Annotated in this window: 23 protein-coding genes; 15 read left to right on the top strand and 8 right to left on the bottom strand. The window is 69.3% G+C overall.

Annotated features, from left to right (window positions below):
• The first annotated feature begins 30 nt into the window (after positions 1–30).
• The 7 genes from AC4GY7_RS00405 to AC4GY7_RS00375 all read left to right on the top strand — a co-directional run bounded on the left by AC4GY7_RS00405 (position 31) and on the right by AC4GY7_RS00375 (position 6,363).
• A complete protein-coding gene (locus AC4GY7_RS00405) occupies positions 31–777 on the top strand; it encodes a class I SAM-dependent methyltransferase (RefSeq protein ID WP_491111364.1) in 747 nt (248 codons plus the stop codon).
• Positions 778–895: 118 nt separating this feature from the next.
• Positions 896–2,431, top strand: coding sequence for a 2-polyprenylphenol 6-hydroxylase (gene ubiB, locus AC4GY7_RS00400; protein ID WP_491111363.1), 1,536 nt, complete (start codon positions 896–898; stop codon positions 2,429–2,431).
• A gap of 7 nt (positions 2,432–2,438) precedes the next feature.
• Positions 2,439–3,557 carry a hypothetical protein gene (locus tag AC4GY7_RS00395; RefSeq protein WP_491111361.1) on the top strand — a complete coding sequence of 373 codons (1,119 nt, stop codon included), beginning with the start codon at positions 2,439–2,441 and terminating at the stop codon, positions 3,555–3,557.
• A complete protein-coding gene (gene coaBC / locus AC4GY7_RS00390; protein ID WP_491111359.1) occupies positions 3,554–4,735 on the top strand; it encodes a bifunctional phosphopantothenoylcysteine decarboxylase/phosphopantothenate--cysteine ligase CoaBC in 1,182 nt (393 codons plus the stop codon). Before AC4GY7_RS00395 ends, coaBC begins: the two co-directional genes overlap by 4 nt.
• A 31-nt stretch (positions 4,736–4,766) precedes the next feature.
• Positions 4,767–5,213: a dUTP diphosphatase gene (gene dut / locus AC4GY7_RS00385; RefSeq protein ID WP_491111358.1), complete on the top strand. Its 447-nt coding sequence runs from the start codon at positions 4,767–4,769 to the stop codon at positions 5,211–5,213.
• Positions 5,210–5,614 (top strand): hypothetical protein, encoded by a 405-nt coding sequence (locus tag AC4GY7_RS00380; RefSeq protein WP_491111356.1) that lies wholly within the window; start codon positions 5,210–5,212, stop codon positions 5,612–5,614. The genes dut and AC4GY7_RS00380 overlap by 4 nt, the downstream gene beginning before the upstream one ends.
• Complete coding sequence (locus AC4GY7_RS00375) at positions 5,611–6,363, top strand: HesA/MoeB/ThiF family protein (protein ID WP_491111355.1); 753 nt, start codon at positions 5,611–5,613, stop codon at positions 6,361–6,363. Before AC4GY7_RS00380 ends, AC4GY7_RS00375 begins: the two co-directional genes overlap by 4 nt.
• 8 nt (positions 6,364–6,371) lie before the next feature.
• Here the strand turns inward: AC4GY7_RS00375 and galU are convergent, their stop codons facing one another.
• Complete coding sequence (galU, locus tag AC4GY7_RS00370) at positions 6,372–7,247, bottom strand: UTP--glucose-1-phosphate uridylyltransferase GalU (protein WP_491111354.1); 876 nt, start codon at positions 7,245–7,247, stop codon at positions 6,372–6,374.
• Between the two features lie 79 nt (positions 7,248–7,326).
• Between galU and wecB the strand changes: the two genes are divergently transcribed.
• The 4 genes from wecB (at position 7,327) to AC4GY7_RS00350 (ending at position 11,035) form a co-directional block, all read left to right on the top strand.
• A complete protein-coding gene (gene wecB / locus AC4GY7_RS00365) occupies positions 7,327–8,463 on the top strand; it encodes a non-hydrolyzing UDP-N-acetylglucosamine 2-epimerase (protein WP_491111352.1) in 1,137 nt (378 codons plus the stop codon).
• Positions 8,447–9,745 carry a UDP-N-acetyl-D-mannosamine dehydrogenase gene (gene wecC / locus AC4GY7_RS00360; protein ID WP_491111350.1) on the top strand — a complete coding sequence of 433 codons (1,299 nt, stop codon included), beginning with the start codon at positions 8,447–8,449 and terminating at the stop codon, positions 9,743–9,745. Before wecB ends, wecC begins: the two co-directional genes overlap by 17 nt.
• An 83-nt stretch (positions 9,746–9,828) precedes the next feature.
• Entirely contained in the window at positions 9,829–10,590 is a 762-nt protein-coding gene (locus AC4GY7_RS00355; protein ID WP_491111348.1) for a metallophosphoesterase family protein, read from the top strand.
• Positions 10,591–10,810: 220 nt separating this feature from the next.
• Complete coding sequence (locus AC4GY7_RS00350) at positions 10,811–11,035, top strand: hypothetical protein (protein ID WP_491111347.1); 225 nt, start codon at positions 10,811–10,813, stop codon at positions 11,033–11,035.
• A gap of 285 nt (positions 11,036–11,320) precedes the next feature.
• Here the strand turns inward: AC4GY7_RS00350 and AC4GY7_RS00345 are convergent, their stop codons facing one another.
• Positions 11,321–11,917, bottom strand: coding sequence for an FKBP-type peptidyl-prolyl cis-trans isomerase (locus AC4GY7_RS00345; RefSeq protein WP_491111345.1), 597 nt, complete (start codon positions 11,915–11,917; stop codon positions 11,321–11,323).
• A gap of 110 nt (positions 11,918–12,027) precedes the next feature.
• Positions 12,028–12,234, bottom strand: a complete 207-nt coding sequence (gene rpsU / locus AC4GY7_RS00340; protein ID WP_017978269.1) for a 30S ribosomal protein S21 — start codon at positions 12,232–12,234, stop codon at positions 12,028–12,030.
• Positions 12,235–12,600: 366 nt separating this feature from the next.
• Between rpsU and AC4GY7_RS00335 the strand changes: the two genes are divergently transcribed.
• From AC4GY7_RS00335 to xylB, 3 genes are read left to right on the top strand one after another with little or no spacing between them, the layout of a single operon-like run.
• Positions 12,601–13,503: a polysaccharide deacetylase family protein gene (locus AC4GY7_RS00335; protein ID WP_491111343.1), complete on the top strand. Its 903-nt coding sequence runs from the start codon at positions 12,601–12,603 to the stop codon at positions 13,501–13,503.
• A 17-nt stretch (positions 13,504–13,520) separates the two neighbouring features.
• Positions 13,521–14,663, top strand: a complete 1,143-nt coding sequence (locus AC4GY7_RS00330) for a fumarylacetoacetate hydrolase family protein (protein ID WP_491111342.1) — start codon at positions 13,521–13,523, stop codon at positions 14,661–14,663.
• A gap of 20 nt (positions 14,664–14,683) precedes the next feature.
• Complete coding sequence (xylB, locus tag AC4GY7_RS00325; protein ID WP_491111341.1) at positions 14,684–15,475, top strand: D-xylose 1-dehydrogenase; 792 nt, start codon at positions 14,684–14,686, stop codon at positions 15,473–15,475.
• Positions 15,476–15,666: 191 nt separating this feature from the next.
• On the opposite strand, the gene AC4GY7_RS00320 is transcribed toward xylB, so the two are convergent.
• Both AC4GY7_RS00320 and AC4GY7_RS00315 read right to left on the bottom strand, forming a co-directional pair.
• Positions 15,667–17,097 (bottom strand): sugar porter family MFS transporter, encoded by a 1,431-nt coding sequence (locus AC4GY7_RS00320; protein WP_491112063.1) that lies wholly within the window; start codon positions 17,095–17,097, stop codon positions 15,667–15,669.
• A gap of 78 nt (positions 17,098–17,175) precedes the next feature.
• Positions 17,176–18,249, bottom strand: coding sequence for a LacI family DNA-binding transcriptional regulator (locus AC4GY7_RS00315; protein WP_491112062.1), 1,074 nt, complete (start codon positions 18,247–18,249; stop codon positions 17,176–17,178).
• Positions 18,250–18,356: 107 nt separating this feature from the next.
• Here AC4GY7_RS00315 and AC4GY7_RS00310 point away from each other — a divergent pair, with 107 nt between their 5' ends.
• Positions 18,357–20,747, top strand: a complete 2,391-nt coding sequence (locus AC4GY7_RS00310) for a DUF3772 domain-containing protein (protein ID WP_491111340.1) — start codon at positions 18,357–18,359, stop codon at positions 20,745–20,747.
• On the opposite strand, the gene AC4GY7_RS00305 is transcribed toward AC4GY7_RS00310, so the two are convergent.
• The 3 genes from AC4GY7_RS00305 to AC4GY7_RS00295 all read right to left on the bottom strand — a co-directional run bounded on the left by AC4GY7_RS00305 (position 20,737) and on the right by AC4GY7_RS00295 (position 25,807).
• Positions 20,737–23,229, bottom strand: a complete 2,493-nt coding sequence (locus tag AC4GY7_RS00305) for a TonB-dependent receptor plug domain-containing protein (protein WP_491111338.1) — start codon at positions 23,227–23,229, stop codon at positions 20,737–20,739. The two genes, AC4GY7_RS00310 and AC4GY7_RS00305, sit on opposite strands and share 11 nt — an antisense overlap.
• 281 nt (positions 23,230–23,510) lie before the next feature.
• Positions 23,511–23,963 (bottom strand): MaoC family dehydratase, encoded by a 453-nt coding sequence (locus AC4GY7_RS00300; protein WP_491111337.1) that lies wholly within the window; start codon positions 23,961–23,963, stop codon positions 23,511–23,513.
• The gene (locus AC4GY7_RS00295; protein ID WP_491111336.1) at positions 23,963–25,807 is read right to left on the bottom strand and encodes an acetyl/propionyl/methylcrotonyl-CoA carboxylase subunit alpha; all 1,845 of its coding nucleotides are present in this window, start codon (positions 25,805–25,807) and stop codon (positions 23,963–23,965) included. Before AC4GY7_RS00295 ends, AC4GY7_RS00300 begins: the two co-directional genes overlap by 1 nt.
• Positions 25,808–25,817: the final 10 nt, after the last annotated feature.

The raw sequence follows: 25,817 nt of genomic DNA, 5'->3' as shown, positions 1-25,817 counted from the left end.
CCGCCACAAGCCACCGCTAGGGGTCTCGGCATGACCGATACACCCGCGCCCGGCACCGTCTCCTTCGGCTATGAAGATGTCGCTCCCGACGAGAAGACCGCCCGCGTCGGCAGCGTCTTTTCCAGCGTCGCCAAGAACTACGACCTGATGAACGACGCCATGTCGGGCGGCATGCACCGATTGTGGAAGGACCGGTTCGTCCGCCGCGTGCAGCCACGCGAGGGCGAGCAGATCCTCGACATGGCCGGCGGCACCGGCGACATCGCCTTTCGCCTCGCCGCGTCGGGGGCTGCGGTGACGGTGGCCGACATCAACCCGGCGATGCTGGAGGTCGGCATGCAGCGCGCCGCCAAGCGCGGGCTGGACGGCCTCGTCTGGACGGAGGCCAATGCCGAGACGCTGACCTTTCCCGACCGGTTCTTCGACGCCTATACGATCGCCTTCGGCATCCGCAACGTCACCGACATCCCCAAGGCATTGGGCGAGGCGCATCGCGTGCTGCGGCGCGGTGGGCGCTTCTTCTGCCTGGAATTCTCGACCACGACCTGGCCGGGGTTCAAGGAGGTGTACGACGGCTATTCGCACCGGCTGGTGCCGAAGCTTGGCCAACTGCTGGCGCAGGATGCCGACAGTTACCGCTATCTGATCGAATCGATCCGGCGGTTTCCGGACATGCCGACCTTCAAGGGCATGATCGCCGATGCGGGCTTTGCGCGGACGCGGGTGGAGCCGATCCTGGGCGGGCTGGTCGCGATCCATTCGGGTTGGAAGATCTGATGGGGCGACGTCATCTCCCCTCCCGCTTGCGGGAGGGGCCGGGGGTGGGCCGGCCCGATAGCGCCGCTCATGATCGCGCCCACCCCCAACCCCTCCCGCGAGCGGGAGGGGAGCGACCATGACCGCCTCCGTCGTCCATATGTGGCGGCTCCTCCGATGGGGCCGCATCCTGGCGCGCCATGGGGCGCTGCGCGGGATCGAGCGCGATCCCAATACGCCGGCGCCCGTCCGCCGACTCGCGCGGGTCGCGCGGATCGGCGCGCGGGTGCCCAAGGTGCCGCGCTATGCCGATGCCTTCCAGGCGATCGGCCCCGCCGCGATCAAGCTGGGGCAGACGCTGGCGACGCGTCCCGACCTCGTCGGCGAGGTGGCGACCGCGGACCTGCTGCGCTTGCAGGACCAGCTGCCGCCCGTCCCCTATGCAACGATCGCGGCGGCGATGGAGGGCAGCTTCGGCCGTCCGCCCTCCGACCTGTTCACCGAGATCGAGGAAGTGCCGGTCGGCGCCGCATCGATCGCGCAGGTGCATCGGGCGGTGACGACCGACGGGCGGCGAGTAGCCGTGAAGGTGCTGCGCCCCGGCGTCGAGGCGGATTTCGCGCGGGCGATCGACACCTACCAATGGGCCGCCGCGCAGCTCGAAGGGATGAGCATCGAGGCGCGGCGGCTGCGCCCGCGGCTGACGGTGGAGAATTTCAAGCGCTGGACGGCGCGCGAGCTCAACTTCCGGCGCGAGGCGGCGTCCGCCTCCGAACTCGCCGAGGCGATGACCGCCGAGCCCGATTTCGTCGTCCCGGCGATCGACTGGCAGCGCTCCACCGCGCGGGTGCTGACGGTGGAGTGGATCGACGGCATCAAGCTGTCGGACCGACCGGCGCTGGTCGCCGCGGGCTACGACCTGCCGCACCTCGCCAACACCCTGGTGCAGGCGTTCCTGCGTCAGGCGATCGCCGAAGGCTTCTTCCACGCCGACATGCACCAGGGCAATCTGTTCGCCCTGCCCGGCAACAAGATCGCCGCGATCGATTTCGGCATCATGGGGCGGATCGACCGGCGCGCGCGGGTGTGGCTGGCGGAGATCCTGTACGGCCTCATCACCGGCAATTACCGCCGCGTCGCCGAGATTCATTTCGAGGCGGGTTACGTTCCCGCGCATCACAATGTCGCCGAGTTCGCGACGGCCTTGCGCGCGGTCGGCGAGCCGATGCGTGGGCTGCCGGTGAAGGACATGTCGATCGGCATGATGCTGGACGGCCTGTTCTCGATCACCCGCGACTTCGACATGGTGACGCAGCCGCACCTGCTGCTGCTCCAGAAGACGATGGTGATGGTGGAGGGCGTGGCGACCGGCCTCGATCCCAACATCAACCTGTGGGAGGCCGCCGCGCCGTTCGTGCGCGAATGGATCAGGACAGAATTGGGACCGGAGGCGGCGATCGCCGATCGCCTGATCCAGGACGTGCGCACGCTCGCCCGCCTGCCCGACCTCGTCCGCCGGATCGAGGCGCGTTATCCGGCACCGGGCGGCGAGCCCCCTGCCCCGCCGCTGCGCGAGATCGAGGTGGTGCGGATCGGCGGCGGCTGGCGCTATGCCGCGGTGGCGATCGGCACCGCGCTCGCCAGTGTCGGCGCGACCTGGCTGTTCGTCCACTGAGCCGGTGATGCACCGCCTGCCCGCCCCGGTCTGGCTCGCGCAGCCGTCGCGGTTCGCCGGTGCGGCGCCGCGCAATGCCTGGGCGGGGCTGGCGGCGCTCGCCGTGCTGCTGCTCGCCACCCTGCTCGTCTTCGCGACGCCGGCGCCGCCCGCGGCGAGCGGCGATGCCGCGCGGCGCGGCGACGATCAGGCGGACGTGGTGCTCTACGAGACGATCGTCGAGAGCGTGCGCCACGGCGGGTCCTATTATCCGGTCGCCGCCGATGCGATGCGGGCGGGCGATTACCCGCTCAAGCCCTTCGTCACTTTTCGCCTGCCGACGCTCGCCATGGTGCAGGCCTCGGTGCCGCATGGCGTGGTGGTGGTGCTGCTCTACCTGCTCGTCGCCGCCGTGGCGCTCGCCTGGTATGCGCGGCTCGCCCCCGCGTTCGCCCGCGCGCCGCCGCGGATCGTCGCCATGGCTCTGCTCGCGGGCGGACTGATGGCGTTCGTGCAGCGCGACCTCATCGCCTTTCACGAGATCTGGGCAGGGTTGTTCATCGCGCTGTCGCTCGCCGTCTATCGGCCGGCGGCGTGGCTACCCTCGGTCGCGTTCGGGCTTGCCGCCGCGCTGATCCGCGAGACGGCGGGGCTGTACCTCACGCTGATGGCGGTGATGGCACTGGCCGGCGGGCAGCGGCGCGAGGCGATCGGCTGGATCGTCGCGGGGCTGATCCTGGCACTGGCGCTGGTGGCGCATGCGCATGCGGTGGCGGGCGTCGTCCGGCCGCTCGATCCGGCATCGCCGGGCTGGTCGGGGCGGCTGGGCTTCGGCTTCTTCGTGCGGACGATGACCGTGTCGACCGCGCTGGCGCTGGCGCCGCTGTGGCTCGCGGCGCCGCTCGTCGGGCTGGCGCTGTTCGGCTGGCTCGGCTGGGCGGATGGGCTGGCCTTGCGCGTGCTGGTGCTGCTCGCGGCCTATGCCGCGGTGCTGAGCGTGTTCGGGCGGCTCGACACCTTTTACTGGGGCCTGCTGATCGCGCCGCTGCTGCTGGTCGGCCTCGCCTTCGTCCCCGACGGCCTGCGCGACCTCGTCGTCGCGGCGCGCGAGCGGCGGCGGATCACCGTCAGGAGGATCGTGCGATGAAGCGTGTGCTGCTGATCGTCGGCGGCGGCATCGCCGCCTACAAGGCGTGCGAACTGATCCGCCTGCTCAAGAAACGCGGCCATGCCGTGCGCTGCGTGCTGACCGAAGGCGCGAGCCATTTCGTCACGCCGATGACGCTCGCCGCGCTGAGCGAGGACAAGGTCTATACCACGCTCTGGGACCTCAAGGACGAGGCAGAAATGGGGCATATCCAGCTCAGCCGGCAGGCGGACCTGATCGTGATCGCCCCCGCCACCGCCGACCTGATCGCCCGCATGGCCGGCGGCATCGCCGACGATCTGGCGACGACGCTGCTGCTCGCCACCGATACGCCGGTGCTGGCGGCGCCGGCGATGAACGTGCGGATGTGGCAGCATCCCGCGACCCGCCGCAACGTCGCGCAGTTGCGGGCCGACGGCATCACGCTGCTGGAGCCCGACGAGGGCGCCATGGCCTGCGGCGAGTTCGGGCCGGGGCGCTTGCCCGAACCGGCCGCCATCGCCGATGCGGTCGAGCGCCTGCTTAGCCCCAAGGCGGGGCCACTTGCCGGACGGCATGTGCTCGTCACCGCCGGCCCGACGCACGAGGCGATCGATCCGGTCCGCTATATCGCCAACCGCTCGTCCGGGCGGCAGGGCTTCGCCATCGCCGACGCGCTGGCGGACCTCGGCGCGCGGGTGACGCTGATCGCCGGCCCGGTGACGCTGCCGACCCCGCAGGGCGTCGACCGCGTCGACGTGGTGAGCGCGCAGGAAATGGCGGATGCGACCTTCGCCGCGCTGCCGGCCGATGCCGCGGTGATGGTCGCCGCGGTCGCCGACTGGCGCGTCGCCGCCGCCCCGCACAAGGTCAAGAAGGGCGATGCTCCGCCGGCCCTGACGCTGACCGAGAACGTCGACATCCTCGCCAGCGTGGCGGGCGGCGCGCAGCGCCCGCGGCTGGTCGTCGGCTTTGCGGCGGAAACCGAGCATGTGGTCGAGCGTGCCGCCGCCAAGCGGCTGCGCAAGGGCGCCGACTGGATCGTCGCCAACGACGTGTCGGGCGACGTGTTCGGCGGCGACGCCAATCGCGTCGCGATCGCGACGGCCGATGGGATCGAGGCGTGGGACCGCCTGCCCAAGGCGGAGGTCGCCCGGCGGCTGGCGGCACGGATCGCGGACGCGCTGGCGAGTTCTTGATCCGTTCGCCTATCGCGGGTAGCAATCGGGGATGACCGATCCGATCGCCATCCGCCTGCTCCGCCTGCCGCATGGCGAGGGGTTGCCGCTGCCGGCCTATGCCACGGCTGGCGCGGCGGGCATGGATGTGGTCGCGGCGGAGGCGCTGACCCTCGCGCCCGGCGCGCGTGGTGCGGTGGCGACCGGCTTCGCGCTTGCCATCCCGGAAGGGTATGAGGTTCAGGTGCGACCGCGATCGGGGCTGGCGCTGAAGCATGGCATCACCTGCCTCAACACGCCCGGCACGATCGATTCGGACTATCGCGGCGAGGTGAAGGTGATCCTCATCAACCTGGGCGATGCGCCCTTTCCCATCGCCCGCGGCGAGCGGATCGCTCAGCTTGTCCCTGCCCCGGTTCAGCGCGCGACGATGGAAATCGTGGCGGACCTGGACGATACGCAGCGTGGCTGCGGAGGGTTCGGATCGACCGGGCGATGATAGCGACACTGATTCTGGCCGCGCAACTGGCCGGCGCATCGGCGGCCCCGATGCCGCCGCAGGACTGGAGCGAGCTGCGTCCGCTGCCCTATGCGCGCGGCACCGAAGACAATGCCGATCCGTCGGACGCCAATCTGTCCAGCTTCGTGCGGGCCGAGGTGAAGGCCGGCCGCTGCGCGGCGGCGATTGCCGCAGGGCAAAGCTGGGTGCTGAAGATCGACCTGGCGGTGCTGATCGGCCCGGCTGGACAGCCGCGGCGGATCGTGCCGCGCGCCATCGCCTGCCCCTCCGTCGAACAATATGCCGCCGGGCTCGTCTCCAGCATGGTGCGCGGCAATGTCGCGGCGCCGGCGGCCGAGACCTGGTACCGCACCAGCCTCACCTTTTCCTGGCCGGCGTGATCCTTTCCGACGACGAACTGGTCCGCTACGCCCGCCACATCGTCCTGAAGGAAGTCGGCGGTGACGGCCAGCAGCGCTTCATGGCCGCGCATCTGGTGGTGATCGGCGCGGGCGGGATCGGTTCGCCCGCCATCCAATATTGCGCGGCGGCGGGCATCGGCCGGATGACGATCATCGACGACGATGTCGTGGACCTCTCCAACCTCCAGCGCCAGACGATCTACCGCACCGACGATCTCGGCTCGGGCAAGGCGGATACCGCCGCCGCCGCGGCACGGCGGATCAATCCGCACATCGTCGTCACACCGCGTCGATTGCGGGTCGATGCCGACACGCTACCCGCGTTGCTCGCCGATGCGGACGTGGTGCTCGACGGGTGCGACAATTTCGCCACCCGGCTGTCCGTGGCCGATGCGACGCATGCGGCGCGCGTGCCGCTGGTATCGGCGGCAATCGGCCAGTTCGACGGGCAATTGGGCGTGTTCCGCGGATGGGAGGCGGACAAGCCCTGCTATCGCTGCTTCGTCGGCGACGACCCCGAACGGGCCGGCGCAAGCTGTGCCGAGGATGGCGTGCTCGGGCCGATGGCGGGTGCGATCGGCAGCCTCGCCGCACTCGAGGTGCTGCGCGCGATCCATCCGTTCGGCGACGACAGCGCGGGCAAGCTGTTGCTCGCCGACACGCTGTCGCTGCGCTTCCGCACGCTGCGCCTGCCCAAGGATCCCGGCTGCCGCACCTGCGGGGGCTGACCGGCCGATCAGCGGTCGCCGAGCAACCCGCGCGCGAAGTCGCGCACCGCCGGGCCGATGTCCGGCCGTGCCAGCGCCAGCGCGAGATTGGCCTGGATATATCCCGCCTTGTCGCCGCAGTCGAAGCGCTGCCCGTCGAAGGTGAAGCCGTGGAACGCCTGCTTGCCGATCAGCTGCGCCATCGCATCGGTCAGCTGGATCTCGCCGCCGGCGCCCTTTTCCTGCCGCTCCAGGATGCGCATCACTTCGGGCTGCAGAATGTAGCGGCCGGGGATCATCAGGTTGGACGGCGCGGTCCCCTGCCTGGGCTTCTCGACCAGAGCGGTCACCTCGGTCAGGCGTCCGTCCACCGCGCCGGGCGAGATGATGCCGTATTTGTCCGTCTCGCTATCCGCCACCTCCAGCGCGCCGACGATGTTGCCGCCGACCTGGTTGTAGGCCTCGACCATCTGCGCGACAAAGCCGGGCGTGCCGACCATCAGTTCGTCGGGCAGCAGCACCGCAAACGGCTCGTCGCCGACGATCTCACGCGCGCACCATACGGCATGGCCCAGCCCCAGCGGCTCCTGCTGGCGGACGTAGACGGGCGATCCCGGCTTCTGGCGGATGCCCTCGATCGCATCCAGGCTCTTGCCCCGGCTGCGCATCGTGTCCTCCAGCTCGTAGGAGATATCGAAATGATCCTCCAGCGCGCCCTTGCCGCGGCCGGTGACGAAGATGATCTGCTCGATGCCCGCTTCCAGCGCCTCTTCGACGGCATATTGGATCAGCGGCTTGTCGACGACGGTCAGCATTTCCTTCGGCATCGCCTTGGTCGCCGGCAGAAACCGCGTGCCGAGGCCCGCCACCGGAAACACTGCCTTGCGTACGCGCTTGATCGTCATGGTCGTCCTTCACTGGTGCCGGCGTGTCAGCGGCACGGGGCTTAGCCCGAAATTAAGCGGGCCGCAGTAACGCGGCAGCATGGCCGCCACAACTCATCACAAGGTCTTGATCGTTTTCGGGACACGTCCGGAAGCCATCAAGCTGTTCCCCGTCGTGCGGGCGTTGCAGGCGGTGGATGGTATCGAGCCCGTCACCTGCGTGACGGCGCAGCATCGCGGCTTGCTGGATCAGGTACTCGCCATCGCCGGATTGACGCCGGACGTGGACCTCGACCTGATGGAGCCGGGCCAGTCGCTCGACCGCCTCACCGCGCGGCTGCTCACCGGGCTGGGCGAGGTGATGGACCGGGTCGCGCCCGACCGCGTGATCGTGCAGGGCGACACCGCGACCGCGATGGTGGGGGCGCTCGCCGCTTATTACCGCAAGATCCCGGTCGCGCATGTCGAGGCCGGCCTGCGCTCCGGCCATATCTACCACCCGTGGCCCGAAGAGGTGAACCGCCGCATCGTCGCGCCGATCGCCGACCTGCATTTCGCGCCGACCGATACCGCCGCCGCCGCGCTGACGCGTGAGAACGTGACGGCGGGCGTCCATGTCACCGGCAACACCGTGATCGACGCGCTGCATTGGACGCGCGGGCGGATCGCCGCAGAGCCTGCTCTCGCCGAAAGCCTCGATGCCCTAGCCCGGCGGTTCGCGGGCAAGCGCGTCGTGCTGGTGACGACGCACCGGCGCGAGAATTTCGGCGATGGGATGGCGGCGATCGCCGAGGGGATCGCCCGTATCGCCCGGCGCGACGACGTGGCCGTCCTCTTCCCGATGCATCCCAATCCCAATGTCGGCGCGGTGATGGACCGGGTGCTGGGCGATGCCGACAATATCGCGCGGGTGCCGCCGCTCGACTATCCCCACTTCATCCGCGCGCTGGAAATGTGCGACCTCGCGCTCACCGACTCGGGCGGCGTGCAGGAAGAGGCGCCGGCGCTCGGCAAGCCGGTGCTGGTGATGCGCGACACCACCGAACGTCCCGAGGGTGTCGCCGCGGGCACCGCCCAGCTGATCGGCACCGACGCGGATCGCATCGTTTCCGAAGTCTTCACGCTTCTCGACGACAAGGCGGCCTATTCGGCCATGGCGCGTGCCCACAACCCGTTCGGCGACGGCCAGGCCAGCACACGGATCGCGAGGATCGTCGCCGATGGTTTCCGACTCTGAGCTGAAGGTCGCCGTGCTCGGCCTCGGCTATATCGGCCTGCCGACCGCGGCGGTGATCGCCAGGACGGGCGCCAGGGTGCTCGGCGTTGACGTGACGCCCGCGGTGGTCGAGACGGTCAATTCGGGGCGCGTGCATATCGAGGAGGTGGACCTCGACGGGCTCGTCTCCGGCGTCGTCGCGCGGGGATCGCTGCGCGCGTCGACCACCATCGAGCCGGCCGACGTGTTCGTCATCGCGGTGCCGACCCCCTTCGCCGACGATCATGCGCCGAACATCGGCTATGTGCTGCAGGCCGCCACGACGATCGCCGCGGTGCTGAAGGCGGGTGATACGGTGATCCTCGAATCGACCTCCCCCGTCGGCACGACGGAGAAGGTGCGCGACCTGCTCGCCCAGCTGCGTCCCGATCTGCGCGTGCCCGGCCGGACCGGAGAGGCGGCGGACGTCGCCATCGCTTATTGCCCGGAGCGCGTGCTGCCCGGGCGCATCCTGGTCGAGCTGATCGACAACGACCGGGTGATCGGCGGCATCACGCCCCGCTGCGCGCGCAAGGCGCTCGCCTTCTACCGCCGGTTCGTGCGGGGCGCCTGCGTCACCACCAACGCGCGCGCCGCGGAGATGACCAAGCTGACCGAGAATGCGTTCCGCGACGTCAACATCGCCTTCGCCAACGAACTGAGCTTGGTCGCGGATACGATGGGTGTCGACGTGTGGGAGGTGATCCGCCTCGCCAACCGGCATCCGCGCGTCAACATCCTGCAACCCGGCCCCGGCGTCGGTGGCCATTGCATCGCGGTCGACCCGTGGTTCCTGGTCCATGCCGATCCCGCCAACACGCCGCTGATCCGCACCGCGCGGCTGGTCAACGACGGCAAGACCGATCACGTCGTCGCGCAGGCCGCAGCGTTGATCGAGGCCTGGCCGGGCGCGCCGGTCGCCTGCCTCGGCCTTGCCTTCAAGGCGAACATCGACGACTTCCGCGAGAGCCCGGCGCTGAAGGTCGCGCAGGCGCTGGCCGGCCGCTTCGGTGAACGGGTGCGGATCGTCGAGCCCTATGCCAACGCCCTGCCCGCCGCATTCGACGGCAGCGGCGCGACGCTGATCGATATCGACCAAGCAATCGAAACCTGCTCGATCATGATCGTGCTGGTCGACCATGACGTGTTCCGATCGGTGCCGCTGGAGGAGCGGCGGACCAAGGCGGTGCTCGACACGCGCGGCATCTGGTCGGACCAGCCGGCGATCCGGCCGGCGGCGGAAGCCCTGCGCCTCGCCAGCTAAGGCGTTTCACGCGCGGTTCAGGGTGTTGCCGCCAGGAGCGGGGCGACGTATCTGAACCCCTTCCGATCGATCGACAGGATGTCATGCTCAAGAAGCTGCTCAGGGCGCGCCGTGCGTCGGCACCGCCCGCTGCCGCTGTTCCCGATGGCGAACGCGTCTATGCGATAGGCGACATACACGGCTGCGCCGATCTGCTCGACCAGTTGCTGCGCCGGATCGCCGACGACGATGCGGCGCGCGGCCCCGCCAGGACGATCCTGGTGTTCCTCGGCGACCTGGTCGATCGCGGTCCGGCGTCAGCGGCGGTGATCGAGCGGCTGCGGCTGCTCGGCGAGGAGCGCGCGGACACCCACTTCCTGCTCGGCAACCACGAGGAGGTGTTCCTCGAATCGCTGAAGGGCGAGCCCAAGGCGCTGCGTATGTTCTGCCGCATCGGTGGCCGCGAGACGATCATGAGCTATGGCGTCGATGCCGCCGACTATGACCGGATGGACTATGAGGAACTGCACGCGGCGATGCAGGTTCGGGTGCCGGCCGAGCATCGCGCCTTCCTCGACCGGTTCGAGGATATGGTGATCGTCGGTGACTATGTGTTCGTACATGCCGGCATCCGGCCGGGCACCGATCTTGCCGACCAGCGTACGTCCGATCTGCGTTGGATCCGCAACCCTTTTCTCAGTCACGATCGACCTTTGGAAAAGATCGTCGTGCATGGACATACCATCAGCGAAGATTTGGACGTGCAGCCGCATCGCATCGGCGTAGATACCGGTGCCTATGAGACCGGACGCTTAACTGCCCTGGGCCTCCAGGGAACGGAGCGCTGGACGCTGCAGACCGGCTGAAGCGGATGCGCCGTGCCGCCTTAGTCATGCGATAATCGGGCTTCACAGCATCGCCCGGCATGCTATGGCTGCGGCGGCGGTGCCATGTTGCATTGCCGCAACGGTTGTGGGCGGATTCGCGTTCGCGGCCGATAAGCGGTTGTCGTGCTGACCTTGTTCTGGCATGGCGCCGAGTGACGAGCACAAGAGGGAGTTCATTATGCGTCTTGGGAAGTATCTCATGGCCGCCGCTGCCGCCACCATGGCGGTTGCTCCGGCCGTTGCCGCTCCGGCGAACCCGGCTGCGAGCCTGTCGGTGTCGAAGTCGGTGCGTACCGGCTCGGCTTCGAGCAAGAAGAACGAGCTCGCCGGTGGCGGGATCATCATCGCGGTTCTCGCGGCTGCCGCCGTGGTCGCGGGCATCGTCGTCGTTGCCGACAGCGATGACAACGCGGACAGCAACTAAGCTGACCATAGCTTCGGCTAGGGAATAGCGGCCTTCGGGCCGCTATTTTTTTGCCTGCCGCAGATCGGAGCGGTGGTGCTCACGGGCCGTACGGGGATGGTGGCGTGGGTCGACGGGTGTGCGACTCACCTGTGCTTCGACAGGCTCAGCACGAACGGGTCGGGTGGAGATCGCCTGCCCGTGCCGGGTTTATGTTCCCCCGGCCATGCCATTCGGCCCGGACATGAAAAAGGCCGGCGCTGTGATCCAGCGCCGGCCTTTTCGTTGGTCGGTAGACCTATCGGGTCAGCGGCCGCCGGCGGCCTCCGGCAGTGCCGCACCCGGCGGGGGCATCGAACCCGGGGGCATCGCGCCGGGCATGCCGCCCTGCTGGGCCTGCATCTGCATCTGGCGAACCACCGCCTCGGGCAGGAAGTCGATCAGGTCGATGTCGAACACCAGGGTGGAGTTGGCGGGGATCGGCCCCTTCTCTTCGGCGCCATAGCCCAGGTCGGGCTTGATCCAGACGCGGTACTTGGACCCCTTGGGCATCAGCTTGAGAGCTTCGGAGAAGCCGGGGACGACGCCGGCGACGGGCATCGGCGTCGGCTGCTGCGACTTGTCGAAGACGGTGCCGTTGAGCAGCTTGCCTTCATAGGTGATGAGGGCGACGTCGGCGTCGGTCGGCTTGGCCGCACCGGGAACACCGGGTTTCAGCACCTTGTACTGGAGGCCGGAGGCGGTCGTCACGACGCCCTTGGCGCGGGCATTGCGGGTGAGGAAATCATCGCCTTGACGCGCCAGCGCAAAGGCGGCGATGCAGGCCAGGACGATGCCGACCCACAGATAGACGAGATAGCTGCGCTTGACGGGCTGCAGCGGAACGGCGGTGACGGTCGACATCAAGGCACCTGGAGCTATGGTGCCGGGCCGGCCGTCACCGGTTCAAAAGTCACAGCAAGTCACACCGAAGAGCATGATCCCCGACCATGCTCTAGTGCGATTACAATGCCTTAGCGTGCACCGTCACGCTCGGCGCGCTTGCGCTCGAGCTTGCGGGCGCGGCGGACGGCAGCGGCACGCTCGCGCGCGCGCTTTTCCGACGGCTTCTCGTAGTGACGGCGCAGCTTCATCTCGCGATACACACCCTCACGCTGCAGCTTCTTCTTGAGCGCGCGAAGAGCCTGGTCGACATTGTTGTCGCGGACGACGATCTGCATAAAACCCAATCACTCCGGTAAATAGCGAATGCGGCCGCGAGCCATGGCCCGCGCCGTGCGAACGCCGCCCCTAGCAGCGTCTCCATGGGTTGGCAACCATGTTGACGGCACTCGGCATCCTACGACGTTGACAGCGTCGGAACGACTGGGCAGTGGTATCGCTAACAAGAAATCGGGGCCAGAGGACAGGATCGATCGCATGACCGCCGCCCGCAGGGATGCCCTGGCCATGCCGATCGGCGGCGTCGCGGTGCCGGTGGGGCCGGATCGTCGTGCCGCTGCGCGGCGCACGCGCCGCCATTCGTCCGGTTCCTGGCTTGCGTGCGGCTCCCCTGCCGACGGAGCCTGTGCGGCGGAGTTCGAGCCATGACCCGTCTGCAGTCCCTCGGTCGCATCGTTGCGCTGGCCGCCGCCCTGTTCGCGATGGCAGGTACCGAAGCGCAGCACGAACGGGCGGAGGCACCGGCCATCGCCTTCACCTTCGACGATATTCCTGCGCACGGGCCGCTGCCCCCGGGCGTGTCGCGCAGCGATGTGATCCGCAGCCTGACCACGACGCTGAAACGCGCGCAGGTGCCGGCGTTCGGCTTCTTCAACGGTGGCTTCGAGGCGGGCGATGCGGATGGCCCGGCGGCGACGGCGGCATGGCGGGCCGCGGGCTTCCCGCTCGGCAACCACGGCTATTTGCACCTCAATCTCGATCGTGTCGGCACGGACGCCCTCACCGCCGACACAATCCGCAACGAAGCGCCGCTTGCCGCTGCCGCGGCGCGCGGTGCGGACTGGCACTGGTTTCGCTATCCCTTCCTTGCCGAGGGCAGCACGCCGGCGACGCGCGATCCGATCCGGGCGATGCTGGCCGCGCGCGGCTATCGCGCCGCGGCGGTGACGATGGGGTTCGGCGACTTCCTGTGGAACCCGCCTTATGCCGCCTGCGCCGCCCGGCACGATGCGGCGGCGATCGCGCGGCTGGAAGACAGCTTCCTCGCCGATGCGCGCGCCGCGGCGGTCGCCGCGCGGGCACGGGCCAAGGCGCAGGTGGGGCGCGACATACCCTATGTGCTGCTGATGCACGTCGGCGCGTTCGACGCGCATATGCTGCCGCGCCTCATCGCCCTCTATCGATCGATGGGCTTCCGCTTCGTCACGCTGCAAGAGGCCGAGCGCGATCCCTTCTATGCCGCGGCGACCGACCTGTCGCGCCCCGGCCCGACCCCTTCCCTGCCCACACCCGCGCTGCCCGGCCCACCCGCTGGCCTGTGCGCCTGATCCGGAGTGACACGCCTATGTCCATCCCCTTCGATCCCGCCGACGCCCTGGGCGCCGAATGGCGCACGGGCCGCTGGCTCGGCCGCATCGATCGCGGCGAAGGCCCCTGCCCGGTGCTTGTCGCCGACGGCATCGCCTATGACATGGTGCGTGTCGCCCCGACCGTCGCCGAACTGGTCGCCGAGGGTGCGTTCGATCCGGCCGCCGGCGAGGCGATCGGGGCGCTGGACTCGATTGGCCTGTCGGTCGACGGCGACGTGCGCCTGCTGAGCCCGGTCGACCTGCAATGCGTCAAGGCGGCGGGCGTCACCTTCGCCGTCTCCGCAATGGAGCGCGTCATCGAGGAGCGCGCACGCGGCGATGCCGGCGCGGCCGCCGATGTGCGCGCGCGGCTGGAGGGGCGAATCGGCGGCAGCATGCGTGCGGTGGTGCCCGGATCGCCCGAAGCCGCGGCGCTGAAGCAGGCGCTGATCGACGAGGGTTTGTGGTCGCAATATCTTGAGGTCGCGATCGGCCCGGATGCGGAGATCTTCACCAAGGGGCCGCCGCTGTCGACGGTCGGCTGGGGCGCGGAGGTCGGCATCCGGTCCGATTCGACCTGGAACAACCCGGAGCCCGAGGTCGTGCTGCTGGTCGACCCCAATGGCCAGGCAGTCGGCGCGACGCTGGGCAACGACGTCAACCTGCGCGATTTCGAGGGACGTTCGGCGCTGCTGCTCGGCAAGGCCAAGGACAATAATGCGTCCTGCTCGCTGGGCGCGTTCGTGCGATTGTTCGATGCCGACTTCACGATGGACGATGTGCGCGCCGTGGAGATCACGCTGCGGATCGAGGGCGCCGACGGCTATACGCTCGACGGCGCGAGCTCGATGAACCAGATCAGCCGCGATCCCGAGGAACTGAAGCGCCAGGCGCTGAGCGAGCATCAGTATCCCGACGGCTTCGTCCTGTTCCTGGGCACGCTGTTCGCCCCGACGCAGGACCGCGACGTGCCCGGCCAGGGCTTCACCCACAAGGTCGGCGACACGGTGGCGGTGGCGACGCCGCGGCTCGGCCGGCTGGTCAACACCGTCACCACGTCCAAGGCGGCAGCGCCCTGGACCTTCGGCGCGACCGCGCTGATCCGCAATCTCGCCGGCCGTGGACTGCTGTCGGCATGACATCCGTTCTGGAGACCTATGTGAGCGATACGAACACCGGCGATGCGGCGGACGACCGGCGCGCCCGCTACCCCTCGCTGCGCGACAAGCGGGTCATCGTCACCGGCGGCGGATCGGGGATCGGCGCCGGACTGGTCGAGGCGTTCGTCCGCCAGGGCGCGCGGGTCGCCTTCGTCGACGTGGCGGAGGCGGACAGCCGGGCGCTGGTGGAGCGGCTCGACGGGGCGGTGCACGTGCCGGTGTTCCGGCGGCTCGACCTGACCGACCTCGATGCGCTGGGCGCGGTATTCGCCGATTTGCAGGCGGAGCTGGGCGGCGTCGACGTGCTGGTCAACAACGCCGCCAACGACGATCGCCACACCGTCGCGGACGTGACGCCCGCCTATTGGGACGAGCGGATGAACGTCAACCTGCGCCATCAGTTCTTCGCGGCGCAGGCGGTGATCCCGGCGATGAAGGCGGCAGGCGGCGGATCGATCCTCAACTTCGGGTCGATCAGCTGGCATCTCGGCCTCGAAGACCTGATCCTGTACCAGACCGCCAAGGCGGCGATCGAGGGGCTGACCCGCAGCCTCGCCCGCGATCTCGGCCGCGACAACATCCGCGTCAACGCGGTCATCCCGGGCAACGTCAAGACGCCGCGGCAGGAGAAATGGTACACGCCCGAGGGCGAGGCGGAGATCGTCGCGGCGCAGTGCCTCGACGGGCGCATCCTGCCGGCGGACGTCGCCGCGCTGGCGCTGTTCCTTGCGTCCGACGATGCCCGCATGTGCACCGGCCACAATTACTGGATGGATGCCGGCTGGCGCTGAGGGCGTTGTTTGGGAATTGGCGAAAGAGCCAATTCCAAGCGGTGCCGGCCCGCTCCCCTCCCGGCCACCCACTGGTATTCTGATGGGTGGCCGGCGGATCCCAGCAAAGTAATACTTTGCTGGGCGCCTTTGGGAGGGGGAGCGGGCCGGCACCGCCGAAATGCGCCTTCAGCGCATTTTCAAACGAGCCTTCATCCGGCCATATCCTCCAGTTCGCGGCCGCGGGTTTCGTTGACCATGGCGCGGACGAAGAGGAAGGAGATGGCGGCGAAGGCGGCATAGCCGAAGTAGGTTGCGGCGAGCCCCGGCGAGACGGCGAGCGCGGGGAAGCTGACCGAGATGGCGGCATTGGCGATCCACTGCGCAAAGCCCGACACGGCAAGGCCCGAACCGCGGATCTGGTTGGGAAACATCTCGCCCAGCATCACCCACATCACCGGGCCCCAGCTGGCGTTGAAGAAGATCACGTACAGATTGGCCGCGACCAGCGCGACGAGGCCGTTGTGCCCGGGCAGGCTCACCGCCCCGCCGGGCGCAGTGACCGCGGTCGAGAACGCCCAGGCGACCACCGCCAGCGTCACCGCCATGCCGGCCGATCCGACCAGCAGCAGCGGCTTTCGGCCGATGCGGTCGACGGTGGCGATGGTGAACAGGCAGGCGCCGATCGACAGCACGCCCGACAGGATGTTGATCTGGAGCGCATTGTCCTCGGTGAAGCCGACCGCCTCCCACAGCACCGCGCCATAATAGAAGACGACGTTGATGCCGACGAGCTGCTGGAACACGGCAAGGCCGATGCCTGCCCACAGGATCGGGCGGATGCGCCCGGTCGCCGTGTCGACGAGGTCGGACAGCTTGGGCCGGTGGTGGTCGGCGGCAAGGCTGCGGCGGATCTCGGCGACCTTGCGGTCCGCCTCGGCCGTGCCGAACAGGCGGACGAGCACGGCATGCGCCTCCGCATCGCGCGCCTTGGCGACGAGGTAGCGCGGGCTTTCCGGGATCACCAGCAGCGCGACGAGGTAGATGGCGGCGGGGATCGCCTGCAGCCAGAACATCCAGCGCCAGGCGGGAAAGCCCGCCCAGAAGGTCGCGGTGGAGCCGCCGGCATAGCGGGCGATGACGAAGTTCGCGACGAAGGCGCCGGTGAGGCCGGTGATGATCATCACCTGCTGCACGCTGGACAGGCGCCCGCGGATCGCGGCGGGCGTGACTTCGGAGATGTAGACCGGCGAGATGACGCTCGCCGCGCCGACGCCCAGGCCGCCGATGATGCGCGCGACGATGAACACCGCCGAGCCGCTCGCCGCCCCCGCGAGCAGCGCGCTGACGAGGAACAGCACCGCGGCCAGCATCATCACCCGCCGCCGGCCGATCGCATCGGCGAGCCGCCCGGCGCCGAACGCGCCGATCGCCGAGCCGAGCAGGATTGCGCCGACATTGACGCCGATGCCGAGCCGGCCGAGCCCGAACGCCGCCTCCAGCCCCTTTTGCGTGCCGTTGATGACGCCCGAATCATAGCCGAACATGAAGCCGCCGATCGTCGCCACCGCCACGATCGCGGCGATGAACCCGTGGTTCACGCTCCCGCCCGCGCCTGTCGCGCCGCCACCTGTCCTGCCCATGTCGCTCATCATCCCTCCCTCACCGCCGGTCAGCGCCGGTCGGCTCATCTGGTAACGCTAACGCCTGACCCTCGGGCGTCAAGCGCCGGCCGGTCGCCGACGCGGCGCGGCATCGGACTGGCGGCGGATGAGCAGGAAATTGAGCACACGGTGTGGTGCGCCCTCCGCATCGCCCTGTCCGCGGATCGTCGCGACGAGCAGGTCGACCGCGGCCCGCGCCATGTCGGCGATCGGCTGATGGATGGTGGTGAGTTCCGGCCAGATCGCCGTCGCCAGCGTGGTGTCGTCGAAGCCGCAGACGGTGAGATCGGCCGGCACGCCCAGCCCGCGACGATGCGCCACCGCGACCGTCGCTGCCGCCATGTCGTCGTTGGACGAGAAGATCGCGGTCGGCGGCTCGGCGAGGTCGAGCAGCCGCTCGGCCGCATCGAGGCCGGAGCGATAGGTGAACAGGCCCGGTACGATTAACGCGGGGTCCTCGGCGATCCCCGCCGCGGCGAGAGCGGCGCGATAGCCCTCCAGCCGTTCGGCGCTCGCGGTCAGATTGGGATTGCCGGCGATGAAGCCGATGCGGCGGTGGCCCAGGCCCATGATGTGCCGCGTCATCGTCGCCGCGGCCTCGCGATCGTCGATACGGATCGCCGGCTGGTCGGCGGGCGGCAGGCTGGCGGCGACGGCGACGCACGGCACGCCGGCGGAGCGCAACAGCGCGAGCAGCGCCGGCGCCTCGCACAGGGGCGGCGGCAGGACGATGCCGTCGATGCCGCCGGCGATCAGATGCTGCACCGCCTCCAGCTCGTGGTCGCCGAGCTCGCACTTTTCGATGACCATCTGCACGTCGCTGCGGCTCGCCTGTTCGAGACTGCCGAGCAGGAATTCGCTCAAGTAACCGCTGGACGGATTGCTGTAGAGCAAACCGATCCTGATCTGCCCCGCCCCCGCCAGGCTCCGCGCGGCGCGATTGGGCGCATAGTTCAGCGCGGCGATGGCGGTCTTCACCGCATCGCGCGTCTCCGGCCGGACATTGCGTTCGGCGTTGATGACGCGAGACACGGTCATCGGCGACACGCCTGCCGCGCGCGCCACGTCGGCGATGGTCGGCGCGCCTCCCGAACGGCGCGAGACACGCGGCGCTGATCCTTCATTCCCCATGGCGATACGCATAGGCCGCTGCGCCCGCGCCGCAAGAGCAGCGCTCGCTTTGTCGCGCGCCAGCGCCTAACCGGGCGGCGGACGGACGAGCGAAGAGGATCGCGGGGATGACGACGATGCGCCGGTGGCTGGGGATGCTGCTCATCCTGCTCTGCATCGGCGCGACCGCCACCGCCCAGCCCTCCCCCACCGTCACCGCGACGCAGCAGCTGGCGCAGGCCGAATCGGATCTCAACAGCGTCGACGGCGCGCTCGACGACAAGGTCGACCGCGACACCCGCTCGCAGCTGCGCGACCAGGCGCTGTCCGCGCAGAACGACGCCAAGGCCGCGGCCGACCAGCTTCGCGCGCAGCTGGCGCTGGTGGATGCGCAGATCGCCGGGCTGGGGCCGCCGGTCGCGGGCGTGGTGGAGGCACCCGATATCCGCGCCGAACGCCGCGACCTCGCCACGGCGCGCAGCACGCTCGATTCCAAGGTGAAGCGCGGCCAGTTGATCGTGGTGGAGGCGGGGCAGCTGATCGCCGAGATCGACCGCATCCAGGCGGCCGAGATCAGCCAGCGGATTTCCGTACGCGCGGCCTCGCCACTGTCGCCGCGGTTCTGGAACGCGGTGCTCGTCGCCTTTCCGCGCGACATGCGCCGCGTCACCACGCTGATGAGCCGCGAGAGCATCCAGATCAACCGCGGCCTGCTGAGCGGCTTTCCCTCCGGCGCGCTGTTCGGCGGCGTGCTGGCGCTCGCCCTTCTGTTTCCGGTGCGGCAGATGCTGCGCCGCGCCGGCCAGCGCTATCTCATCACCGATGCGCCGGGCCATCGCGTGCGCCGGTCCGCCAATGCGCTGTGGCGTGTGTTCGTGGGCACGGCGATGCCGACGGCGGCGGCGTTTCTGTTTGTCCAGGGCCTTCGATGGTCGGCATTGCTCGCCCCGACATGGGAGCCGCTGGCGAGCGCGCTGATCCTCGCGGCGGGCTTTGCCGGCTTCACCGTCGCGGTCGGCGGCGCCTTCCTGATGGCGAACCAGCCGTCGTGGCGGATCGCGCCGCTGACCGACGATTCGGCGACGGCGCTGCGGCCGGTCAGCTGGGCGCTCGCCTTCGTCGCCTTTGCGGTCATCCTCATCGACGCGTTCAACGCCACCGTCGGCGCGAGCGCCGCAGCGCAGCTGGGGCTGGAGGCAGCGGAGGTCGTCGTCCAGCTTGGCCTGATCTGCGGCACGCTGCTGATCGTCGGTCGCCTGCGCAGCCGCGCCGCGCAGACCGACACGAGCGAGAGCGGCGCGGCGACCAGCGCAAGCGTCGGCGCGGTGACGCTGGCCTTGTGGCTGGTCGCCGCGGGCTCCGCGCTTGCGCTGCTGATCGGCTATATCGGGCTGGCGATCACCGTGGTGCAATTCGTGTTGTGGGCGACGCTGCTCGCGGTGTGCACCTATCTGCTGATGGTGGTGATCGACGATGTCGCCACCAGCCTGTTCCAGCGCGACAGCCGCATCGGCCTGACGCTGCGACACGGCATGGGGATCGGCGGCAGCGCGGTGGACCAGTTCGGCGTGCTGCTGTCGGCGTTGCTGAGGCTGGTGGTGATCGTCATCGCGCTGGGCCTGCTGCTGTATCCGTTCGGCGCCGGCTTCGGATCGTTCCTCGACCGGGTCGGCGCGCTCGCCCGCGGCGTGCAGGTCGGCGGCGTCGCGATCTCGCCCGGCACGATCCTGCAATTCGTCGCGGTGCTGGCGCTGGGGCTGTTCCTGGTCCGGCAGTTCACCGGCTGGCTCGACACGCGCTACCTGCCGAGCACCGACCTCGATGCGGGTGTGCGCAATTCGGTTCGGATGGTGGCGCGCTATCTGGCCATCGCGCTGGCGGTGGTGTGGGCGCTCGCCTCGCTCGGCATCGGGATGGAACGGATCGCGCTGCTGCTGTCCGCCTTGTCGGTCGGCATCGGTTTCGGTTTGCAGGCGATCACATCCAACTTCGTCTCAGGGCTGATCCTGCTCGCCGAGCGGCCGATCAAGATCGGCGACCTGATCCGCGTCGGCACCGATGAAGGCGACGTCAAGCGGATCAGCGTGCGGTCGACCGAGATCGAACTGGGCGACCATTCGACGCTGATCGTGCCCAATTCGGAGCTCATCACGAAATCGGTGCTGAACAAGACGCTGGCCGGGCCGCTCGGGCGCATCCAGGTGCAGTTCTCCGTGCCGATCGCCACCGATGCCGACCGGGTGCGGGCGATCGTGCTGGAGACCTTCACCGCCGAGCCGGCGGTGCTGGATGCGCCGGCGCCATCGGCGATGGTCGACCAGATCGCCGACGGGCGCATCCATTTCAATTGCTTCGCGCATGTCGCCAGTCCGCGCGGGACCGGCGATGCCCGCAGCAACGTGCTGCTGACGCTGCTGCGGCGGATGCGCGAGGAGGGGATCGAACTGGGGACGGTGCCGCAGCAGATGCAGCTGATCGGCCCCGCCCCCTCGTCGTCCGACCTGCCGCCTACCAGTTGATGCCGACGCGGGCGTAGAGATAGCGCCCGTTGAAGCCGAACGGCGAGTAATACGGGAAGCCGAGCACGCCGGTGGAGTTGTTCGCGGCGATCTGGCGATCCGGATAGACGTCGAACAGGTTGCTCACCCCGAGGCCGATCTGCGCGCCCTTGGGAGCGGAATAGCGCAGTTCGAGGTCGGTGATCGCGTGCTTGCCCGTATGGACGTCGGCGGCCGGCGTGGTGCCGGGCTGGTTGACGTCGCCGTAATAGGTGACGCGGGCGAGCGCGCCGAGCCGGTCGAGCGACCAGTCGATCGTGCCGGTGACCTTCTGCTGCGGCGTGCCATCCTCCAGCGTTAGGATGCGGCTGCGCGCGAACAGGGTCGGTGCCGGGTTGAGCGTGGCGGTGGAGGTGGGCACGCGCGTCACCTTCACATCGTTGATGTTGCCGGCGACGGTGAAGTCGAACGCGCCGGCGCTCTCCGTCCGCAGCCGGTAGTGGGCGACCGCGTCGATGCCCTTGGTGGTCGAAGCGAGGCCATTGATGAAGAAGCGCGCGGCCGAAACGTTGAACGGCGCCAGCAGCGCCGCGACCTGCGGGCTGAAGCTTGCGGCGATATTCTCCGACAGGCCGATCTGGTTGCGGATGTGGATGCGATAGGCGTCCACCGTCAGGTCGAAACCGCCGGCGCGGATCACCGTACCGACCGACAGGTTGGTCGACTTTTCGGGTTCGAGCGGCAGGCCGCCGAGCGCGGTGCCGACCGGGCTGACCGAGGGATAGGTGCCGGTGAGGATCGGCACGCCGTTGGTCACGACCGAGGCGACCTGGGTGAAATATTGCTGCTGGAGCGAGGGCGCGCGGAAGCCGGTGGAGGCGGTGCCGCGCAGCGCGAACCACGGCGCGAAGTCGTAGCGCGCCGACAGCTTGCCGTTGGCGGTGCTGCCGAAATCCGAATAATGTTCGCCGCGGCCGGCGATGCCGAGCAGCAGCTTGTCGGTCAGCTGCGCTTCGAGATCGACGTAGATGCTGCCGCTGCGGCGGGCGCGCTCGATCGCGTTGCGCGGGGCGAAGCCGCCGAAGCCTTGCGCACCGGGCGCGGAGCCCGCGATCGCATCGGTGGCGCCGGCGGGATAATCGTAGGAGGCGCGCTCGCCCGGGCTGATCTTGTAGCCCTCACGCCGCCCTTCGATGCCGAAGGCGAGGTTGAGCGACTGGAACACGTCGAACTTGCGCGTTACGTCGAGGCCGGCGACATATTGGTCGTAGGCGACGGCGCCGTCGTAGAAGTTGCGCGGGGTGGCGGAGCCGTAGGCGTAATTGGCCGAATTGAGCGTGCGGAAATCGACTGTGTTGCGGCCGTAGCTGACAGACAGATCGATGTCGAAGCCCGACACGTCACCACGCAGGCCGACGGCGGAATTGATATCCTTCGACTTGGTGTTGATGATCGGCAGGAAGCCGTCGGGATAGCCGGCCAGTGCGAGCTGCTGGCGGGTGACCGCGTTGGCGGCGGTCTGCGCGGCGGGATTGATCCGCGGGAAGGCCGCGCCGCGGGTGTCGCGGTCCTGATAGCCGCCGAACGCATAGAGGCTGAGGTTGTCGGTCAGCGAGGTGCCGGCGTTGACGAAGCCGGTGTACTGCTCGACCTCCGGGTCGCCGTAGCGGCCGGTAACGCGGGTCGGCGACACGCGCGGATCGAAGTCCGCGCGGTTGGTCGGTCGGCGGTTCAGATATTCGCCGGAAATGGTGATGTAGCCGTCGCTGCCGAAGCCGATGCCCTGCCATGCCGAGGCGGTGACGGTGTGTTCGCCGGTGACGTGGCGGCTGCCGCGCGCGGTATCGACCTGCGTGTCGTAGAAGCCGTAATTGACCTGCGCGCCGCCACCCGAGCGGGCTTGGCGCAGGCGCAGGTTGATGACGCCGGCGATCGCGTCCGAGCCGTATTGCGCCGAGGCGCCGTCGCGCAGCACCTCGATCCGGTCGAGCGCGACGGTCGGGATCGTGTTGAGGTCGACCGCTGCCGAGCCGCGGCCGACGGTGCCGTTGGTGTTGAGGTTGGCGGACGTGTGGCCGCGGATGCCGTTGATGAGCACCAAGGTCTGGTCGGGCGACAGGCCGCGCAGCGTCGCCGGGCGGATCGCGTCGGTGGCATCGTTCGCCGAGGGTCGCGGGAAGTCGATCGACGGCGCGATGGTGGCGAGCGCCGAGGCGAGCTCGGTCGTCCCCTGCCGCTGCAGGCTGGCGCCGCTCAGCACGTCGACCGGCGACACGCTGTCGAGGCGGCTGCGCCCTTGCGTGCGGGTGCCGGTGACGATGATGTCCTCGCCCTCGTTGCCGGTGGTGGCGGCGTCGGCGACGGGCGCGGCCTGCGCCGGTTCGGTTACGGCGGGAGGCTGGTCTTGCTGGGCGGGAGCAGGGGCCGGCGCGGGCGCCACGGTCGCTTGGGCCGCAAGCGCGGCGGAGCTTGCCGCGAGCAGGAGTTCGCTGATGATCGTCACGGGGTCACCCTTTGATGTCGTTGCGCTTGGATAGCGGACGGAGGGGTATAGCCCATTAACTTAGGGGATGATCTCCAAGAAAAACTTTGCTGCGGCGCAGCGGGAATGGGGGATCTCCGTGGTCGCGCACGACTGAGGCGGTGGAGGGCATTGAGCGGATTGGCATGCGTCGCCGTCGAACCGTCATTGCGAGCGTAGCGAAGCAACCCAGAGCGTCCTGATCCGGCTCTGGATTGCTTCGCTGCGCTCGCAATGACGAGGTGGGCGGCCGTCCTCACACGCTAGCTTCCACTCCGCTTGAGCAAGGCCGTGCGCAGGCATTGGCAGACCGTCTCGTCGCGCTGGTTGAGCATGACGTGGCGGAAGGTGACGAGGCCGGCGTCGGGGCGCGACTTGCTGTCGCGCAGTTCCACCACCTCGCTTTCCGCGCGTAGCGTGTCGCCGAGGAACACGGGCTTGGGCATCACCAGCTTGTCGTAGCCGAGATTGGCGACGAGCGTGCCCAATGTCGTGTCGCCGACCGACAGGCCGACCATCAGCGCGAAGGTGAAGGTGCCGTTGACCAGGATCTGCCCGAACTCGCTCGCCCGCGCTGCCTCGGCATCGAGGTGCAGCGGCTGCGGATTATGGGTCATGGTGGAGAAGAGGAGGTTGTCCGTCTCCGTCACCGTGCGGCGGATGTCATGGACCAGCCGGTCGCCGACCTGCCATTGATCGTAGCAGCGTCCGGCCATCAGCCCTCTCCCCCCGGCGCTTCGATACGGACGAGCAGCGCGCCTTCGGTCACCTGGCCTTCGGGCGTTGCGGCAAGTTCGGCGACCACGCCGTCGAAGGGAGCGACGAGGCTGTGTTCCATCTTCATCGCCTCCAGCGTGACGAGGCGCTGGCCCTTGCTGACGGTGTCGCCTGCGGCCACGTCGACGGCGATGATGCGGCCGGGCATCGGCGACAGGATCGCGCCGTCCCCTGCCCCGCCCTGCGCGGCACCGGCGGCGCGCCAGGGCGTGACCTCCCACGTCTGGCCGCCTTCGGTGACGAGCAGCCTGCCGACAGGCTCAGCCCTGACGGAGGCCGTGAAATCCACCGCCACCCGTTCGCCGCCGACCGACAGCGTCGCCATGCTGCGAGGGGCCGCGTTGAGGCGGAAGCCGGCGAGCGGCTGGGCGCCGGCGAGCGCCGCGGCGGCGTCGGCCAGCACCTCCTCGCTCGGCAGCGGCGGGGGCAGCAGCGCCTCGCCCTCGCGCGCGATCAGGCCGGTGTCGAGCGTGCCGGCGACGAAGGCGGGATGATCGAGCGCCTCGACGAGGAAGCCCGCATTGCTGCGCAGCGGCCAGACGACCGCGGCATCGAGCGTGTCAGCGAGCGTCTCGCGCGCCTCCTCGCGCGTGGCGCCATGGGCGATGACCTTGGCGATCATCGGATCGTAGAAGGGGGTGATCGTCGCACCCTGCTCGACGCCGGTGTCGACGCGCGCGGCGCTGCCGAGATCGAACGCGTCGAGCCGGCCGATGCTGGGCAGGAAGCCGCGTGCCGGGTCCTCGGCATAGAGCCGCGCCTCGATCGCATGGCCGGTGATGGCGAGCTCGTCCTGCGTGCAGGGCAAGGCCTCGCCGCTGGCGACGCGCAGCTGCCATTCAACCAGATCCTGGCCGGTAATCATCTCGGTCACCGGATGCTCCACCTGGAGGCGGGTGTTCATCTCCATGAACCAGATGCGGTCGGCGCGCAGGCCTTCGGAGGCGTCGGCGATGAATTCGATGGTGCCAGCGCCGACATAGTCGACCGCCTGCGCGGCGCGGACCGCGGCGGCGCAGACCGCCTCTCGCGTCGCAGCGTCCATGCCGGGCGCGGGCGCTTCCTCGATCACCTTCTGGTGGCGGCGCTGGAGCGAGCAATCGCGTTCGAACAGGTGGACGACATGGCCGTGGGTGTCGCCGAACACCTGCACCTCGATGTGGCGGGGCGAGAGGATGTATTTCTCGATCAGCACCTTGTCGTCGCCGAACGCCGAGGCCGCCTCGCGCCGGCACGAGGCGAGCGCTTCGGCGAAGTCGGCGGCCGCATCGACGCGGCGCATGCCCTTGCCGCCGCCGCCGGCCACCGCCTTGATGAGCACGGGATAACCGATCGCGTCCGCCTCCGCCCGGAGCCGCGCCTCGCCCTGGTCGTCGCCGAGATAGCCGGGGGTGACGAGCACGCCGGCGGCGATCATCCGCGCCTTGGCGGCATCCTTCAGCCCCATCGCGCGGATGCTGGCGGGGCGCGGGCCGACCCAGACGAGGCCGGCGTCGATGACGGCCTGCGCGAAATCGGCATTCTCGCTGAGGAAGCCGTAGCCGGGGTGGATCGCCTGCGCGCCGGTCTCGCGCGCGGCGGCGATGATGCGGTCGCCGATCAGATAGCTGTCGGCCGGGCGGGCGCCGCCGATCGCCACCGCCTGGTCGGCCTCGCGGACGTGGAGCGCGCCGGCATCGGCATCGGAATGGACCGCGATCGTGCGCACGCCGAGCGCGCGCGCGGTGCGGATGATGCGGCAGGCGATCTCGCCGCGGTTGGCGATGAGCAGCGATTCGATCATGCGGCGTTCC

The sequence above is a fragment of the Sphingomonas sp. SP5 genome (assembly GCF_058313455.1).
The sequence above is the reverse complement of the archived record's forward strand: the minus strand, read 5'-3'. Positions and strand labels throughout refer to the sequence as shown.